The organism is Providencia sp. PROV188, assembly GCF_027595165.1.
GTDB classification, from domain to species: Bacteria; Pseudomonadota; Gammaproteobacteria; order Enterobacterales; family Enterobacteriaceae; genus Providencia; species Providencia lanzhouensis.
Genome location: NZ_CP097291.1, coordinates 2,265,956 through 2,281,559 on the forward strand (window position 1 = coordinate 2,265,956; position 15,604 = coordinate 2,281,559).

The window sequence follows — 15,604 nt, forward strand, 5'->3', positions numbered from 1 at the left end:
GTAACTTATAAATACTACTTAATGATTAGCAAACATGGCCAGCCTACCTAGAGGGGGAAACCCCTCTTATACTCACAGATCCCACCCTACCATTATATAATTCTTAATATAACGATTGATAATAAAAACAGAACAAAAATGGCATCTATGACAAGAAAACTCCTTATAAATTAAATAAATAAAAATATTTCCCTTGGTTTTTTCAAGGATATTGTTGATGCATATCATGTTAGTGAGTGGGTATTTTTTCTAACATATTGAACATACCTAATACGTTATTTACATATAGGCAATGTCAATGCATAAAAATAAAACAAATACTCATTTCGCAGAACTGAGCAGGAGGGAGTTTCTTCAGACCTCCGCAACCGTAGCGGGTGCAGCCGCCGTTGCAGGCTCAATCACTCTGCCTTTTGCTGCTCAAGCAAAAACACCAACCATCATGCCTGACGAAGTCAGTGAGAAAATCAGCTACAGCGCTTGTTTAGTTAACTGCGGTAGTCGCTGCCCTCTAAAAGTTCATGTGAAAGATGGCGTTATCAGCCGTATTTCCAATGAAACCATGTATGACGATTCAACACTGGGAGAACATCAGATTCGCCCTTGTCTGCGTGGTCGTTCAGTTCGCTGGAAAACCTATAATCCAGACCGTTTAAAATACCCAATGGTGCGTGTGGGTAAACGTGGTGAAGGTAAGTTCAAAAAAATTAGCTGGGATGAAGCTACCACTATCATTGCAGAAAAACTGAAATACACCATCGATAAATACGGCAACGATGCCATTTATTACCAATATGGTTCTGGTTCAACGGGTGCCAACTTGCACGGTCGTGCGGCCTGTAAACGTCTTTTAAGTTTAACGGGTGGATTTTTAGGTGACTACGGAACTTATTCCTACGCACAGCTAATGGAGATCACGCCATATGTTTACGGCAGTGTGGAAGAATCTTATTTAACGGAAATCCAAAACTCCGATCTCGTGGTGATGTTCGGTCATAACTTGGCTGAAACCCGTATGTCCGGTGGTGGTCAGTTCTATGAAACACTCAATGCCCTCGATAAGAGCAAAGCAAAAGTCATCATTATCGACCCACGCCGTACCGATAGCGTCACAACATTAGGCGCTGAATGGATCCCTATTTATCCAGGTACTGACGCCGCATTAGTGGCAGCCCTGGGTTATGTGATGATCCAAGAAGGCTTAACCGACGAAGAATTCCTGAAAAATTACTGTGTAGGCTGGGATGAATCAACCCTGCCAGCTTCAGCACCACGTAATGCCTCTTACAAAGATTACATCTTAGGCAATGGTCCTGATGGGATTGCAAAAACCCCTGAGTGGGCGAGCAAATTAACGGGTATTTCGGTTTCACGAATCATTCAGTTAGCCCGTGAAATTGGTAACGCTCAACGTGCTTGGATCTCACAAGGCTGGGGCTTACAACGTACTGAAAATGGTGAGCAAGCCTGTCGCTCTATCATGATGCTGCCTATTATGTCTGGCAATATCGGTCGTTCTGGGACTAACACCGGTTTATGGGGTAACAGTTTCGCCTATCCAGTGGCTGGATTTGGCTTGCCAAACCCTGTGAAAGCGTTGATCCCTACTTATATGTGGTCAGAAGCGATTGTACGCGGTAAAGAATTAACCGCAGAAAATGGCGGGATCAAAGGCGTTGATAAGCTGAATAATGACATCAAATTTATGTGGTGTTATTCCAGTAACGTCATCGGAAACCAGCATGGTGACTTGAATAAGACCCATGAAATTCTGTCTGATGAATCAAAATGTGAGTTTATCCTTGTTTGGGATAACCACGACACTCCATCGGCAAAATATGCGGACTTACTGCTGCCAGATGTGACCACCGTCGAAACAAACGACCTGATCAATAACTCCTATGCAAGTGGGGCTTATCACTATCTGGTACGTCTACAAAATGCCATTGAACCACTGTGGGAAAACCGTCCAAACTACGATGTATTAGTCGAAATCGCAGAAAAAATGGGCGTGAAAGATCAATTCACTGAAGGTCGCACCTACGCAGAATGGATTGAGTTTTGCTACAACAAAACCCGTGAAAAAATGCCTCATTTGCCCGAATTTAGTGAAACTGATGGCGCGGGGATCATCGACCGTAAGTTCCTTAATAGTGCTGAAAACGTGGCACTGAAAAGCTTCCGTGATGACCCAGTGAATAATCCACTGAAAACACCATCGGGCAAAATTGAAATTTACTCCGAAAAACTGGCTGAACGCGTGAAAAACTGGGAACTTCCAGAAGGTCAGCGTATTCCAGCTATTCCTGAATATTGTGTGAATAGAGAAGGTGTTGAAGCGCAATCTGCACAGAAAAAACACTCTTTATTAATGACAGGCTTCCACGATAAGGGTCATGTTCACTCAACCTATTACAACGTGGCTATGCTGCGTGAGGCTATTCCTCATCAATTCTGGTTAAACCCAATTGATGCACAAGAACGTGGCTTGAAGAACGGCGATTTAGCTGAAATCTTCAATGATCGCGGACGTATTCAGATTAAAGTCAAAGTGACTGAGCGCGTCTTACCGGGTGTGATTGCGGTTCCTCAAGGTGCATGGCGCACATTGAATACCGAAGGTTTAGATGTTGGTGGTTGTATCAACACCCTAACCTCCCATGTCCCTTCTCCACTGGCGAAAGGCACACCACAACATACTAACCTTGTTGAAGTCAAACGCGCTTAAGGAGTTAATTGATGAAACAGTATGGCTTTTATTTTGACTCCACAAAATGCACTGGCTGTAAAACCTGTCAGGTAAGTTGTAAGGACGAAAAAGATTTAGATTTAGGTCCTAAATTCCGCCGTGTGTATGAATTCGGTGGCGGTAGCTGGCAGAAACAAGACGGTATTTGGCAACAAAACGTCTATAGCTACTACCTGTCTATTTCGTGTAACCACTGCTCGAATCCAACTTGTGTAGAAGGTTGCCCAACTGGTGCAATGCACAAACGCAGTGAAGATGGCTTAGTGGTTGTTGACCAGTCTATCTGCGTAGGCTGTCGTTACTGTGAACTGCGCTGCCCATACGGTGCGCCACAGTTTGACGAAAAGAAAAAACTGATGAGCAAATGCGATGGCTGTTATGAACGTGTCGCAAAAGGAATGAAGCCGGTTTGTGTAGAGTCTTGCCCGCAGCGCGCTTTAGATTTCGATGACATTACCGTTTTACGTGAGTTACACGGTACGGAGTGCGGCATTGCACCGATGCCAGATCCAAGCCTGACTAACCCGAATATCGTCATCAAGCCACACAAAGATGCTAAGCCATCAGGTGATAAAAGTGGCGAATTGAAAAACCCTGCGGAGGTCTAATATGCATGAGTTACCACTGGTTTTCTTTACTGTCTTAGGGCAATCCGCGGCGGGTTTATTTCTGTTAGCTTATATTGCAAAAAAAATGGGCTCAATTGACGATAAACAGCTGAAAACAGCCAATATTGTCGGGTTTATCATTGTGATGATTGGCTTAGGTATTGGCGCACTGCACGTCGGTCAACCACTGCGTTTCTTCAATATGTTGTTGGGCGTGGGCCGCTCACCAATGAGTAATGAAGCGTTCTTAAGTGGCGTATTTGTGGGTTGTGCTGCCGCTACGCTGTTTTTCACCCACTTTGTTAAACAAGCGGCTCTGCGTGAACTGTCTAACATTGCGGCGGTGATTTCAGGATTAGCGTTCGTTTGGTCAATCCCGCAAGTGTATAACATTGCAACCATTGCTAACTGGGATACCCAATTCACTACGCTGCAAATGTGGACAACCCTGTTTGTGGGTGGTGGCGCACTTGCAATGGCAATCGGCGCTCGTGGTTTAGGATTAACGGCGTTTTTAGTCGGTACCTTTGCGATTTTTGCCAGCCGTGCCAGCTACCAAGCATTTTTAAGCGAAACTGCACCCGCATTAAGCGCAGAGCAGACTGGTTTTTGGGGCTTCCAAGTGATTGTATTAGCGATTGCCTTAGCGGCATTCGTTGGGTTCGCTATCAAGCAACGTTCACCAAAAATCCCTTTACTGGCCTGTGCAGCAGCCGTATTACTTGCTGAATTGTCTGGCCGTATTGCCTTTTATAACCTGTGGCAAATCACCATGTAAGGTGCTATAACCACAGATTATGGTTAGCAGTATAAAATAAATAATAATATAAGAGCCTGAATTCAGGCTCTTTCTTTTAAGTTAATTGAAGCTTTAAATTAATTGCAGCTTTATAGGTAATATCATGCAAACTCTCGATACCACTCTTTTTCGTATTTTAGGGGGAATGTTTTACTACTCTCCTGAAACCCCCACATTTCAAACGTTACAACCTGTACTGCGTGAAATCCCATCCCTGTATGATTGGCAAGAACCTGCTCAGCTGATTGCCGATTGTGAGGCATTAAGTGATTACCCAGCAGATACGCTTACCTATGATTTTTCAATTCTTTTTGAAGGTCAAGGTGCAATGCCAGCACCACCGTGGGGCTCGGTGTATCTGTCTCACGACAACACCGTTATGGGGGATTCCACCAGCGCCTATCGCCAGTTTTTGATGTCCCATGGATTGGTTACCGATACAGGATTACGAGAGCCGGAAGACCAATTTGGTTTAATGTTAATGGCCATTTCAGCACTGGCAGAGCAAGGTCAAGACGATGCCATTGTGGAATTACTTGAGCAGCATTTATTACCTTGGGCGGAACGTTACTTAACGTTGGTTCAGCAAACGTCAACTGAACATGGGTTTTACCCTACCCTTGCAAAAATCACTCAGACCTATTTGGCTAGTGTGCAAAAACAGCTCGGTTTACAGCCTGCAACGGCTGAGCTTTTCCGTTAATAAACCTTGAAAGAAAATGAGTTTGCTAGTGCGTAAGCAAACTCATTTTTATGTAGACGAATTAGAATGACGAGTTAGGTTGCTGTAGAAAAGCAATTTCTTCTCGAGTTGATGGCCGACCGAGAATCTCATTGCGATGCGGGTAGCGCCCAAACTTATCGATAATAGCCTTATGCCGCATTTCATAATCCAGCGTACTATCATCCCCCAACATTCGGAATAGCTCCACCGCTTGCAGGTGGATAAAGCTCGATTCTGAATGCATAAACGGCATTAACATAAATTTTCGCTGAGATAGCGTAAGTAGATGATAATCCGGCTGTTTAATGGCTTCTTGTGCCAGTGCTAGCGCCATCGCATCTTGCGCGAACGCTCTTGGTGTATCTCGCCATAAATTACGGGAAAACTGGTCAAGAATAATAATTTCCGCTAAACGGCCGCGAATAGAGGCTCGCCAATAAGCCAGCTCCCCTTTTGCCGCCTGTTCACTGAGCGCAGTAAAACGTTTTGCGATGGTTAAATCGAATTTCTCGCTTTTTTCAAACCACTGTTTTGGGGTCGATTCTTCAAACCAAAATGAAAGCACTTCTTCCATGGCATTCATAAGTTACCTATTTATATTATTATTGCGATTATTATTACGATATCGGGTTCATCGTAGATAAAAATAGTTCAAATTGACAGGATGGAGATCTAAAAACACAAATTTGCAGATAAAAATTTTGTTATTTGCGAGCTAGCCCTAAAATAATCGCGATAGCACTCTGTAACTCCCTACTGTTTTTTATTGCATCAAGATAAGTATTCTTTTTTTGATAATGATAAATGCTCGATCACACATTATTATTTGCTGTTTAATGTGAATTTAAATTTATCTATCGTATGAATACATACATTTATTTAATCCAATGTTAGAATTTGACTTATATTTTATAGACAAAGCATTTTATAGACAAAGAACACGCCCCCATATATTAAGCGTGTTAATTTGACATCTTGGGTGTACTTCATTAGCGGTGAGTGGGAAGGCAAGATAAATGGCAGGACATATGGTACTTATCGGTTGGGCTTTGTGGGTCAGTCCTTGTGGCACTGATTCATGCGATGCATTACCCGTGACCGAAACCATTTTTACCCAAGAACAGTGCATGAGCCGAAAATCCTATTTAGAGGCAAAACGCCCTAATTTGTTTTTCTTATGTGGTGAGGTTTATCGTGATAGCGATGAAATCGCCAAAGAGGAAAAAAGTATCGTGCCCGCACCTAATCCACCATTACCTGTACGCAACTTACCGGAACGCAAATCACGTTGAGTTACGATCAAATAGGTAAGGCGGTGGCTATTCGCCACCCCTTATTAACGATTAATCGCCATTAGCGATTAGATAATCTCCGCAATTTTATTATCTGCATTGATAAAATCCCCTTGTTTAGCCGTATATTTCAGTTCCCCTGAACGGTGGGCGATGACTTGAACTTCCATTTTCATTGCCTCCATCACGCCAATAATGTCCCCTTCTGTTACCTTATTTCCTTGAGGAACTAGCCAATTGAATAGCACGCCAGAAATGGGGGCGTTCACGCTGTTAGGGTTGTTTTCAACGCTTTGAGGTGCAGAAGTTGCTGTCGTTGGGTTCACCGCCATTCCAGCAAACAATTGCGCGGGCAACCCCAGTTCGCAACGTTTCCCATCAATTTCAATAAATGACCGTGTTAACGCTTGTTCGGCTTGTGGTAATTGGCGTTTCGCAGGGGGAATTTCAACACTAAATTCCGTTTCAATCCAACGGGTATGCACCTTAAAGTTTTCACAAAAATCCGCTTGCTCCATCACCGCACGATGAAAAGGCAATACGGACGCGATCCCTTCAATCTTAAATTCAGCTAATGCGCGACGAGCACGTACAATCGCTTGTTCACGGGTTTGACCGACCACAATCAATTTTGCCATTAGCGAGTCAAAGGTACCGGGAATAGTTTTGCCTGTTTCAACTCCACTATCAACACGGACGCCTGGGCCTGATGGTGCATCAAAACGTAAGATGGTTCCCGGAGTTGGTAAGAAGCCATTCCCTGCATCTTCCGCATTGATACGAAATTCAAAAGCGTGACCACGAGGTTTAGGCGTTTCTTGAATACTCAGCGGCAAACCTTCAGCAATACGTAGCTGCTCAACCACTAAGTCAATTCCTGCCGTTTCTTCTGTGACTGGGTGCTCAACCTGCAAACGAGTGTTCACTTCTAAGAAGGATAAAGTGCCTTCTTGGCTTAATAAGAACTCAACCGTTCCCGCGCCCACATAGCCGGCTTTACGGCAAATATCTGTGGAAGCGCGAATGATTTGTTGCTCCAGTTCAGGGGCTAAAAACGGGGCTGGAGACTCTTCCACTAACTTTTGGTTTCGGCGTTGCAACGAACAATCTCGCGTTCCCACGACAACAACGTTACCGTGGGTATCAGCGATGACTTGCGCTTCAATATGGCGAGGGTTATGCAAAAATTGCTCAATAAAACATTCCCCGCGACCGAATGCCGCTGTCGCCTCACGCACCGCAGAGTGGTATAACTCTTCCACTTCGTGCATCTGCCATGCCACCTTTAAACCGCGACCACCGCCGCCAAATGCAGCTTTAATTGCGATTGGTAGCCCATGTTGATGGGCAAACTGCACCACTTCCTGCGCGGTTTCAACGGGATCTTTGGTTCCCACGACAAGCGGCGCACCCACTTGTAAGGCGATATGTCGGGCTTGAACTTTATCCCCTAAAATATCAATACTCTCTGGGCTTGGACCAACCCAAATCAAGCCAGCTTGTTGTACTGCTCGCGCGAATTCAGCACGTTCAGAAAGAAAACCGTAGCCCGGATGCACCATGGTTGCACCGGATTTTTTTGCTACCTCAATCAGTTTCTCAATGTTTAAGTAGCTCTGTGCTGGGGTATTGCCACCTAACCCATAAGCTTCGTCCGCCATGTTGACATGCAATGCGTCAATATCACTATCGGCATACACCGCCACAGACACAAAACCATAATCGCGGCAAGCACGAATAATACGTACGGCGATCTCACCACGGTTGGCAATCAATACCTTATGCTGTGCATTTTTATTATTGGTATTCATAAGCTTCATGACTCCCTTCAAGTTGATAAAATTCACGTAATGGATTAAAGCGGATTTTGCCATTCACGGGGATTTGCCCTGCAAGATCCAAATGATAGTCACACACCGCACCTATCACCGGATATCCTCCCGTCAATGGGTGGTCATTTAAAAATAAGACCGGCTGCCCATTAGCTGGGACTTGGATGGCGCCAATACAGGTGCCTTCGCTTGGTAATTCTTGTAACAGTTCACGACTTAGCGGCACTTCACCCGTAAGGCGTAACCCAATACGGTTTGAGGCGGCAGTCACTTGCCAAACTTGCTGACGCAGTAATTCGGCGGCTTGTTCAGTAAACCAATCTGTTCTGGGTCCCATTACTACATCCAATACCACCACATCATCTGCTGTCGGGTAGTCAAAGGCTGGGGATTCTGTGAGCGAAATGGCGCGATGATTCATTTTTTGATGAATCGATAAAGATTGTCCAACCATCAATGGTGCGGGTCCTACTTGGGCTAAGGTATCGAATGAGCAGCTTTCAAGAACTGGCGCCACAGAAAAGCCCCCGCGTACGGCAAAATAACTACGTACACCGTTGATTGGGCGTCCTAATTGAATGACATCCCCTTTCGCGAGGTGAATCGGTTGGTAGGTTGCTGAGGTAAATATTTGCCCGTCTTCTGTCGTGATGGTGACAGGGCACTGGGCACCTGTAATACCGACCAAAAGGTCTCGATTAGCACGGACTTTTAAGCCACCTTGTGTGACTTCCAGTACAGTGGATTGGGTACAATTACCGACCAAACGATTTGCACTGTATAGCGCCGATTTATCCATCGCTCCTGATTCGGAGATCCCTAATGCTGACTGCCCAATACGCCCTCTATCCTGAAATAAGGTTTGTAGCCCGGTCGCCAACACGGTGAGATCGTACGTTTGGTTCTCATCGATAGATTTAATGTCAGTTTGACTCGGTAAACTATAGCTCACGGAACTCTTGCTTTGGTCAACAAATTGTACCCGATAACCCGCTTGTAAAAGTGCCGGTTCTGGTCGATTAATATCCCACACGGCTAAATCAGTCTGACCTATCAGTTGCCAACCACCGGGGCTGGCTTGTGGATACACACTGCTAAATTCTCCCGCCAATGCCACTGAACCAGCGGGAATTCGCACACGAGGGGATTGGCGGCGCGGTACCTGTAATTGCGCTTGCTTCGATACCATATAACCAAATCCAGGCGCGAAACCGCTAAATGCCACCAGATATTCATTTTCCGTATGGCGACGGATCACCTCTTCGATAGTGACCCCTAAATACTCCGCCACTTCCGGTAAGTCTTCCCCGGTATAGTGCACGGGAATAGTGACTAATTTTCCCGTTTTAGCTTCGCCGCCTTCAATGTTGCGCAGAGAAATTTGCTGCACAATCGCATTAATATGCTCAATTGCTGGGTTATAACGCACTAATACCGTTCGTGCCGCTGGGGTTATCTCTTCAATGCCGTTAATTGGGCGATGCGTTAATGAGTCTGTCAGTGCCATCGTCTGTTCGAGACTCGGCAGTTCAACCATAAACGCGCTTAAATTGACAGGTAAGAAACGCATAAGTCCCCCTATACGTGATAAGCGGCGTCAGGAACATCCGTGATAAACATATATCCCGGAGCATGACTCAACGCAAAAGGAACACCTGATTTCATCACCGCCGCTTGAGGCGTCACACCACAAGCCCAAAATACAGGAATTTCACCTTGTTCAATGCGGACTGCATCCCCAAAATCAGGGCGCATAATATCTTGGATCCCCAGTAATTCAGGTGCGCCAATATGTACAGGAGAGCCATGTACCGCGGGAAAACGCCCCGATATCATGACGGCATCGGCAACACGATCGGCAGGGATTGGGCGCATGGATACCACAAGCTCGCCCTCTAGACGCCCAGCAGGACGACACAGTCGGTTTGTTTTATACATCGGCACATTGGAACCATCAGTAATGTGGCGAACATCAATACCCGCCTCTATCATCGGTGTTTCAAAGGTAAAACTGCAACCAATCAAGAAAGTGACTAAATCAGGATGTTGCTGATAAATAGCCGTCGCATCCGTAATTTCATCCACCAGCTTGCCCTGTTCCCAAACGCGATAACGAGGAATATCAGTACGCAGATCGGCGCCTTCGGCTAACACAGTTTGCCAACTCCCTGATTCGCACACATCCAAGACAGGGCAACTTTTGGGATTACGTTGAGCATAAAGTAGGAAATCAAACGCCCAATCTCTCGGCAACGCAATCATATTGGCTTGAGTCATTCCCGGCGCCATACCTGCTGTGGGTTTATCATAGCCATGGCGAATCGCTTCTCTCGCTGATTTCGCCGCTTGAATAGCCTCTTTTGAGGCTTTCATTAATGCATTCATGCTTGACCTCCCTTTCCTGCAAATGCACGGATACCGATCCCCTGCAGCTCAAAGAGTTCACGCACTTTTTTCGCCATCTCTAACGCACCGGGGCTATCTCCATGTACACAAATAGAGCCCGCTTCAATAGGAGTGAATTTCCCATCAATAGCGACTACGCCACCTTCATTCACTAACTGCAACATGCGCTTAGCCACTAACTCTGGATCATGCAGAACGGAACCTGCTAACTTGCGAGAAACCAGCGTACCATCGCTGTTGTAAGCTCTATCAGCAAAGGCTTCTGCGACCACCTTCAATCCGCTCTCTTTTGCCCAACCAATCAATGGGGATCCCGCTAATGCCACCAGCGTTAACTGGTTATCAATCTTCAAGATCCCATCAATGACAGCCATTGCTTGGCGTTTGTCATGGGCGATGGTGTTATATAACGCGCCGTGTGGTTTAACATATTCCACGTGGGTGCCAGCCGCCGTTGCAAGCCCCTTTAATGCGCCAATTTGATAAATCACGTCTGCGGTTAATTCGTTAGACGCAATGTCCATATTTCGACGACCAAATCCGACTAAGTCTGGATATCCCACATGCGCTCCTACCGTCACACCCTGCTTTTGCGCGGCAATGAGCGTTTGGAGGATCCCATCGGGAGACCCCGCATGAAATCCACAGGCAATGTTGGCGCTACTGACAATGCTCAACATCGCCTCATCATTGCCCATTTTCCATTGACCAAAACTTTCACCAAGGTCGCTATTTAGGTCGATTTGCTTATTCATTATTGTTCCTCAATCCTTGATAACGATTTATTTTAAGTAGTTGAAAATTGCACTCACGGACATGGCACCCATGTACCACGTTAACGCACAGGTCACGACCCCCGACCACAGTAACCAACGTGGATAATGATACCCTTCCATTAAATCTGCACGTTTCCAGCCAATATAAACAAACAGCGTCAGACCAATCGGTAAAATCAAGCCGTTAAAGCCACCGGCAAAGACCAATAGAGCGGCTGGCGCGGTTCCCATAAACAGGTAAACAGCCAATGAAACAGCGATGAACAGGATAGTGGCAATATTACGTTGTCTTTCTGTAATGGAAGATTTGAACGCTTTTAAGAAGCTCATGGAGGTGTACGCTGCGCCGATAACGCTAGTCAGTGCTGCCGCCCATAAAATTAAACCGAAAATACGTAAACCGAAATTACCCGCCGCGGCTTGGAAGGCTTGAGAGGCAGGGTTCGCCGCTTTACCTGAAATATCAATCGTCACGCCACTGGCAACCACACCTAAGATAGCTAAAAACAGGACATAGCGCATGACACCGACGACGATAATCCCTTTGGTCGCTGCGCTAGAAACCGCTTTGATGTTTTCGACACCAACTTCGCCTTTATCCAGTAAACGATGCGCCCCTGCGTAGCAGATATAACCACCGACCGTTCCGCCAACAATCGTGGTGATCATCGCAAAATCGACGGTATCAGGGAGTACGCTTTGACGTAACGCTTCACCAATTGGTGGGTTAGATGCAATCATCACAAAGAGGGTTAGACCAATCATGACCAAACCTAATGCAATGATTAATCTATCAATAAAACTACTAGCTTTGCGGGACGAGAATATATAAATCGCTAAGAGCGCACTGAGTAAACCGCCCCACTTAGGGTCAAGACCAACGAGTGCATTCAAACCTAAACCAGCCCCAGCAATGTTACCAATATTAAATATCAATCCACCAAAGATGACTAACACCGCCAGTAAATAGCCACTTCCGGGAATTGTCGCATTGGCGATATCGGATGAGTGCATTTTCGTGAGTGTCACCACTCGCCAAATATTTTGCTGTACCACGAAATCAATCACGATGGAGGCTAAAATACCAAAAGCAAACGCGGCACCTAAAGTAACGGTAAATGTCGCGGTTTGGGTGATAAATCCGGGACCAATCGCTGATGTTGCCATTAAGAAAATAGCGCCAATCAGCGAGGAACGACGTTTCTTCACATATTCTGCTGTCGAGATATTTTCATGAGCTGCCATATGCATACTCCTCTGTAGTTTTTGTTGTTATCTGTATTTTGATGTTGTGCAAGTTTTTTAATACTGAACTCATTTGTAGAGGCAATTTTCGTGCCATTGTTCTATCAATGGTATAGATTGTTAATTTATTGAATGCAGATTGTTGAACAATTAATACGGAGCGATGAATAATTAAGCAATCAAAATCGTTTCTGGTAAGTTAAAAATCAAATCTTGATCACTTTTTTAACAATTAATGTTTATCTGTAACATTAAGAATGAGAGGTGTAATACGTCAAAGCACCAATTTGGTGCTCAAAAAGGAAAATGCCCTGAATTAGTGCATAAAAGGAGTCTTGCTGCCCTACAGCGAATATGTGAAGATAGCGCTCAAATACCTGTTTTAATGAACTGTTCACCCTACTTTTCTTCAACTAGGCTCACCTTTTTATGAAAAAACAGCCCGTCGCACAAACCTTGTCAGTCACTATCGCAGAAACTATCCGCCATAAAATTACGATTGGTGAGTTAACGCCGGGACAACGTTTATCAGAAGCCGCATTGAGTGAAGAGTTGGATATTTCCCGTAATACCTTAAGGGAAGTCTTTCGTGTATTAACCCAAGAAGGTCTACTCACCTATGCTCCCAATAAAGGGGTATATGTTTCCGTCCCTGATATGGCGGCGATTATTGATATTTACCAAGTGCGTCGATTAATTGAATGTGATTCATTGACCCATGCTTATGCTCTGCATCCTGCCGTTCAAAAAATGAAACTCGCTGTCGCTGAAGCTCGAAAGCATGAAAAAACGGAAGATTGGGTAGGTGTCGGTACCGCCAATATGAAGTTTCATACCGCGATTGTGGAATTGTCGGACAGTGAAAGGTTAATTAAGCTTTATCATAATATTGCCGCTGAGCTACGTTTAGCTTTTGGTCATTTAAATGATGCCAAACTGCTCTATGCTCCCTACATTGATAAAAACCAAGCTATTTTAGAGTTACTTGATGCTGGTAAAAATCAAGAAGCGGCCGCAGCGCTTTTACACTACCTCGATTTATCTGAACGCACATTACTTGCCGCCTATAAGCGCAGCCAATCACTGCTATAAAATCCTCATTTTTACAGATGGCTCGCTTTATCCCAGGTCTTTTGTTACCCCTTTATTTTTTTAATTCAATATCTATGCAAATAATTTTGCATAGATATTGCAGAATTAAACACTCCACAGAAAATCCAACTCATAAAAATTGTATTTAACAATCTTTATAGATTAGATTAATCACTTTTTGTTATCAATTCAACAACACATATAGATACAAATAGAAATAAATATTAACAAAGCATTCAATTTCAGAAACTTAATTTACAATTTGTTATAAGTAACCATTGTAAATAACTCTACTTTCTCGAATAAATGATTGTGGTTTTTCCGAATATTGGTTATAAAACTGAGCATAATAAAAATACAATGTTAAATATTATTAATATAAACGAGAATTATTTATGACACTAAACAACATCGTTCCAAAAAAACCGTTTAAATTTGGGTTAGGGTGGCAGATTCTGGTTGCGCTTTTTTTAGGTGTTATCGTTGGTGCTTTACTGCATGAAAGCGTGGAATACAAAGATTGGTTAATACTGAATGTTCTCTCTCCCGCCGGTAAGATTTTTATTCAGTTAATCAAAATGATTGTGGTACCTATCGTCATTTCGACCTTGATTGTGGGGATCGCAGGTGTCGGGAATACAAAACAATTAGGCACATTGGGTTTCAAAACGATCCTTTACTTTGAAATCATTACTACCATTGCCATCATTGTGGGTATTTCGTTTGCCAATATCTTCCAACCAGGTGTGGGCATTGATATGTCTCAGCTCACTCAAGTGGATATTTCTCAGTACCAAAAAACGACGCAGGAGGTTGCTAGCCATCCTTCAGGGATCGTGAATACTTTATTATCTTTGGTACCGAGCAATATTTTTGCTGCCATGGCAAGTGGCGATATGCTTCCTGTTATTTTCTTCGCGGTTTTATTTGGTTTAGGATTATCTTCTCTACCAGTAGCAAAGAAACAGCCACTATTAGATGTTCTGCAAACTTTTTCTGAAACCATGTTCCGCGTGACTAACATGATCATGATGTATGCACCAATCGGGGTGTTTGCATTAATTTCCGTCACCGTTGCAAACTTTGGATTTACTTCACTGGTTCCTCTGCTGAAGTTAGTTATTTTGGTTCACTGTGCGATTATTTTCTTCGCTGTTGTGGTGCTCGGAATTGTTGCACGTTATTGCAAAATTAATATTTTTACTCTGATGAGAATATTAAAAGATGAGTTGCTGCTTGCTTATTCAACCGCCAGCTCTGAAACTGTACTTCCTCGTATTATGGATAAAATGGAGAAGTATGGTGCACCAAAATCTGTCACCAGTTTCGTTATCCCAATTGGTTATTCATTTAACTTAGATGGTTCCACCTTATATCAAAGTATCGCTGCCATTTTTATTGCTCAGCTATATGGTATTGAGCTGTCATTAGGGCAAGAGCTTATTTTAGTCTTTACCTTAATGATCACGTCAAAAGGTATTGCTGGGGTTCCGGGAGTTTCATTCGTCGTCTTGCTGGCAACGTTAGGCTCTGTGGGGATTCCATTAGAAGGTTTGGCATTCATTGCCGGTGTTGACCGTATTCTCGATATGGCAAGGACTGCACTTAATGTGGTTGGTAACGCATTAGCTGCCTTGATTATCGCCAAATGGGAACACAATTATGATGAGAAAAAAGCCCGAGAGTATGAGGAAAGTTTTTAATTAAAGACTAAATATCCAGGCTCTTCTTATTTCTAATTTCTAACCCTAGCCATCTTTAAAATATTAAAGATGGCTTTGAATATTCCTAGTTGTTTTTACGTAATTTGAAATTTAATTAGTTACTTATGTGATATTTCCTCGCAAGATTTTATTTCATTGCTACGCTAAATATACACTTTAATTTAGGTCATTCTTTATTTGGATTAGCAGCAATGAATCAAGTTAGACGCTTTCTTTTATTCTTAAAAGTTTTACAGCACCTAATGATTATCTTTGTGTTTACGCTGTCATATTTTCTGTTTCAGAATTGGCTATAATTCGATAAAGTTGAGCCCAAACCAAATCCCCCCTTTTCGAGTAAAGTAATAACCCGACTAT

At 43.8% G+C, this 15,604-nt stretch carries 13 protein-coding genes; 7 read left to right on the forward strand and 6 right to left on the reverse strand.

Annotated elements, in window-relative coordinates:
* The first annotated feature begins 298 nt into the window (after positions 1-298).
* From M5X66_RS10360 to M5X66_RS10375, 4 genes are all read left to right on the forward strand, one after another.
* On the forward strand, positions 299-2,728 hold the full coding sequence (locus tag M5X66_RS10360; RefSeq protein WP_132495376.1) for a DMSO/selenate family reductase complex A subunit: 2,430 nt from the start codon (positions 299-301) through the stop codon (positions 2,726-2,728).
* 11 nt (positions 2,729-2,739) lie between these two features.
* Positions 2,740-3,357, forward strand: a complete 618-nt coding sequence (locus M5X66_RS10365) for a DMSO/selenate family reductase complex B subunit (protein WP_036952921.1) — start codon at positions 2,740-2,742, stop codon at positions 3,355-3,357.
* 1 nt (position 3,358) lies between these two features.
* Positions 3,359-4,135, forward strand: a complete 777-nt coding sequence (locus M5X66_RS10370; protein ID WP_036952918.1) for a dimethyl sulfoxide reductase anchor subunit family protein — start codon at positions 3,359-3,361, stop codon at positions 4,133-4,135.
* A gap of 124 nt (positions 4,136-4,259) precedes the next feature.
* On the forward strand, positions 4,260-4,859 hold the full coding sequence (locus M5X66_RS10375) for a TorD/DmsD family molecular chaperone (RefSeq protein ID WP_108477914.1): 600 nt from the start codon (positions 4,260-4,262) through the stop codon (positions 4,857-4,859).
* Between the two features lie 61 nt (positions 4,860-4,920).
* Here M5X66_RS10375 and M5X66_RS10380 read toward each other — a convergent pair whose 3' ends face one another.
* Positions 4,921-5,463 carry a DUF924 family protein gene (locus tag M5X66_RS10380; RefSeq protein WP_036952909.1) on the reverse strand — a complete coding sequence of 181 codons (543 nt, stop codon included), beginning with the start codon at positions 5,461-5,463 and terminating at the stop codon, positions 4,921-4,923.
* 433 nt (positions 5,464-5,896) lie between these two features.
* On the opposite strand from M5X66_RS10380, the gene M5X66_RS10385 reads away from it, so the two are divergent.
* Positions 5,897-6,172 carry a hypothetical protein gene (locus M5X66_RS10385; protein WP_154599430.1) on the forward strand — a complete coding sequence of 92 codons (276 nt, stop codon included), beginning with the start codon at positions 5,897-5,899 and terminating at the stop codon, positions 6,170-6,172.
* Positions 6,173-6,240: 68 nt separating this feature from the next.
* Here the strand turns inward: M5X66_RS10385 and M5X66_RS10390 are convergent, their stop codons facing one another.
* The 5 genes from M5X66_RS10390 to M5X66_RS10410 are packed head-to-tail and all read right to left on the reverse strand — an operon-like array spanning position 6,241 to position 12,431.
* A complete protein-coding gene (locus M5X66_RS10390; RefSeq protein ID WP_270103508.1) occupies positions 6,241-7,983 on the reverse strand; it encodes an acetyl/propionyl/methylcrotonyl-CoA carboxylase subunit alpha in 1,743 nt (580 codons plus the stop codon).
* On the reverse strand, positions 7,970-9,574 hold the full coding sequence (locus M5X66_RS10395) for an urea amidolyase family protein (RefSeq protein ID WP_154599429.1): 1,605 nt from the start codon (positions 9,572-9,574) through the stop codon (positions 7,970-7,972). The genes M5X66_RS10390 and M5X66_RS10395 overlap by 14 nt, the downstream gene beginning before the upstream one ends.
* 8 nt (positions 9,575-9,582) lie before the next feature.
* Complete coding sequence (locus M5X66_RS10400) at positions 9,583-10,389, reverse strand: putative hydro-lyase (protein ID WP_036952901.1); 807 nt, start codon at positions 10,387-10,389, stop codon at positions 9,583-9,585.
* Positions 10,386-11,165 (reverse strand): LamB/YcsF family protein, encoded by a 780-nt coding sequence (locus M5X66_RS10405; RefSeq protein WP_036952898.1) that lies wholly within the window; start codon positions 11,163-11,165, stop codon positions 10,386-10,388. The genes M5X66_RS10400 and M5X66_RS10405 overlap by 4 nt, the downstream gene beginning before the upstream one ends.
* 27 nt (positions 11,166-11,192) lie before the next feature.
* A complete protein-coding gene (locus M5X66_RS10410) occupies positions 11,193-12,431 on the reverse strand; it encodes an NRAMP family divalent metal transporter (protein ID WP_036952895.1) in 1,239 nt (412 codons plus the stop codon).
* Positions 12,432-12,860: 429 nt separating this feature from the next.
* Here M5X66_RS10410 and M5X66_RS10415 point away from each other — a divergent pair, with 429 nt between their 5' ends.
* On the forward strand, positions 12,861-13,523 hold the full coding sequence (locus M5X66_RS10415) for a GntR family transcriptional regulator (protein ID WP_108477913.1): 663 nt from the start codon (positions 12,861-12,863) through the stop codon (positions 13,521-13,523).
* A gap of 395 nt (positions 13,524-13,918) precedes the next feature.
* Positions 13,919-15,226: a glutamate/aspartate:proton symporter GltP gene (gltP, locus tag M5X66_RS10420; protein WP_036952889.1), complete on the forward strand. Its 1,308-nt coding sequence runs from the start codon at positions 13,919-13,921 to the stop codon at positions 15,224-15,226.
* Positions 15,227-15,604 lie beyond the last annotated feature (378 nt).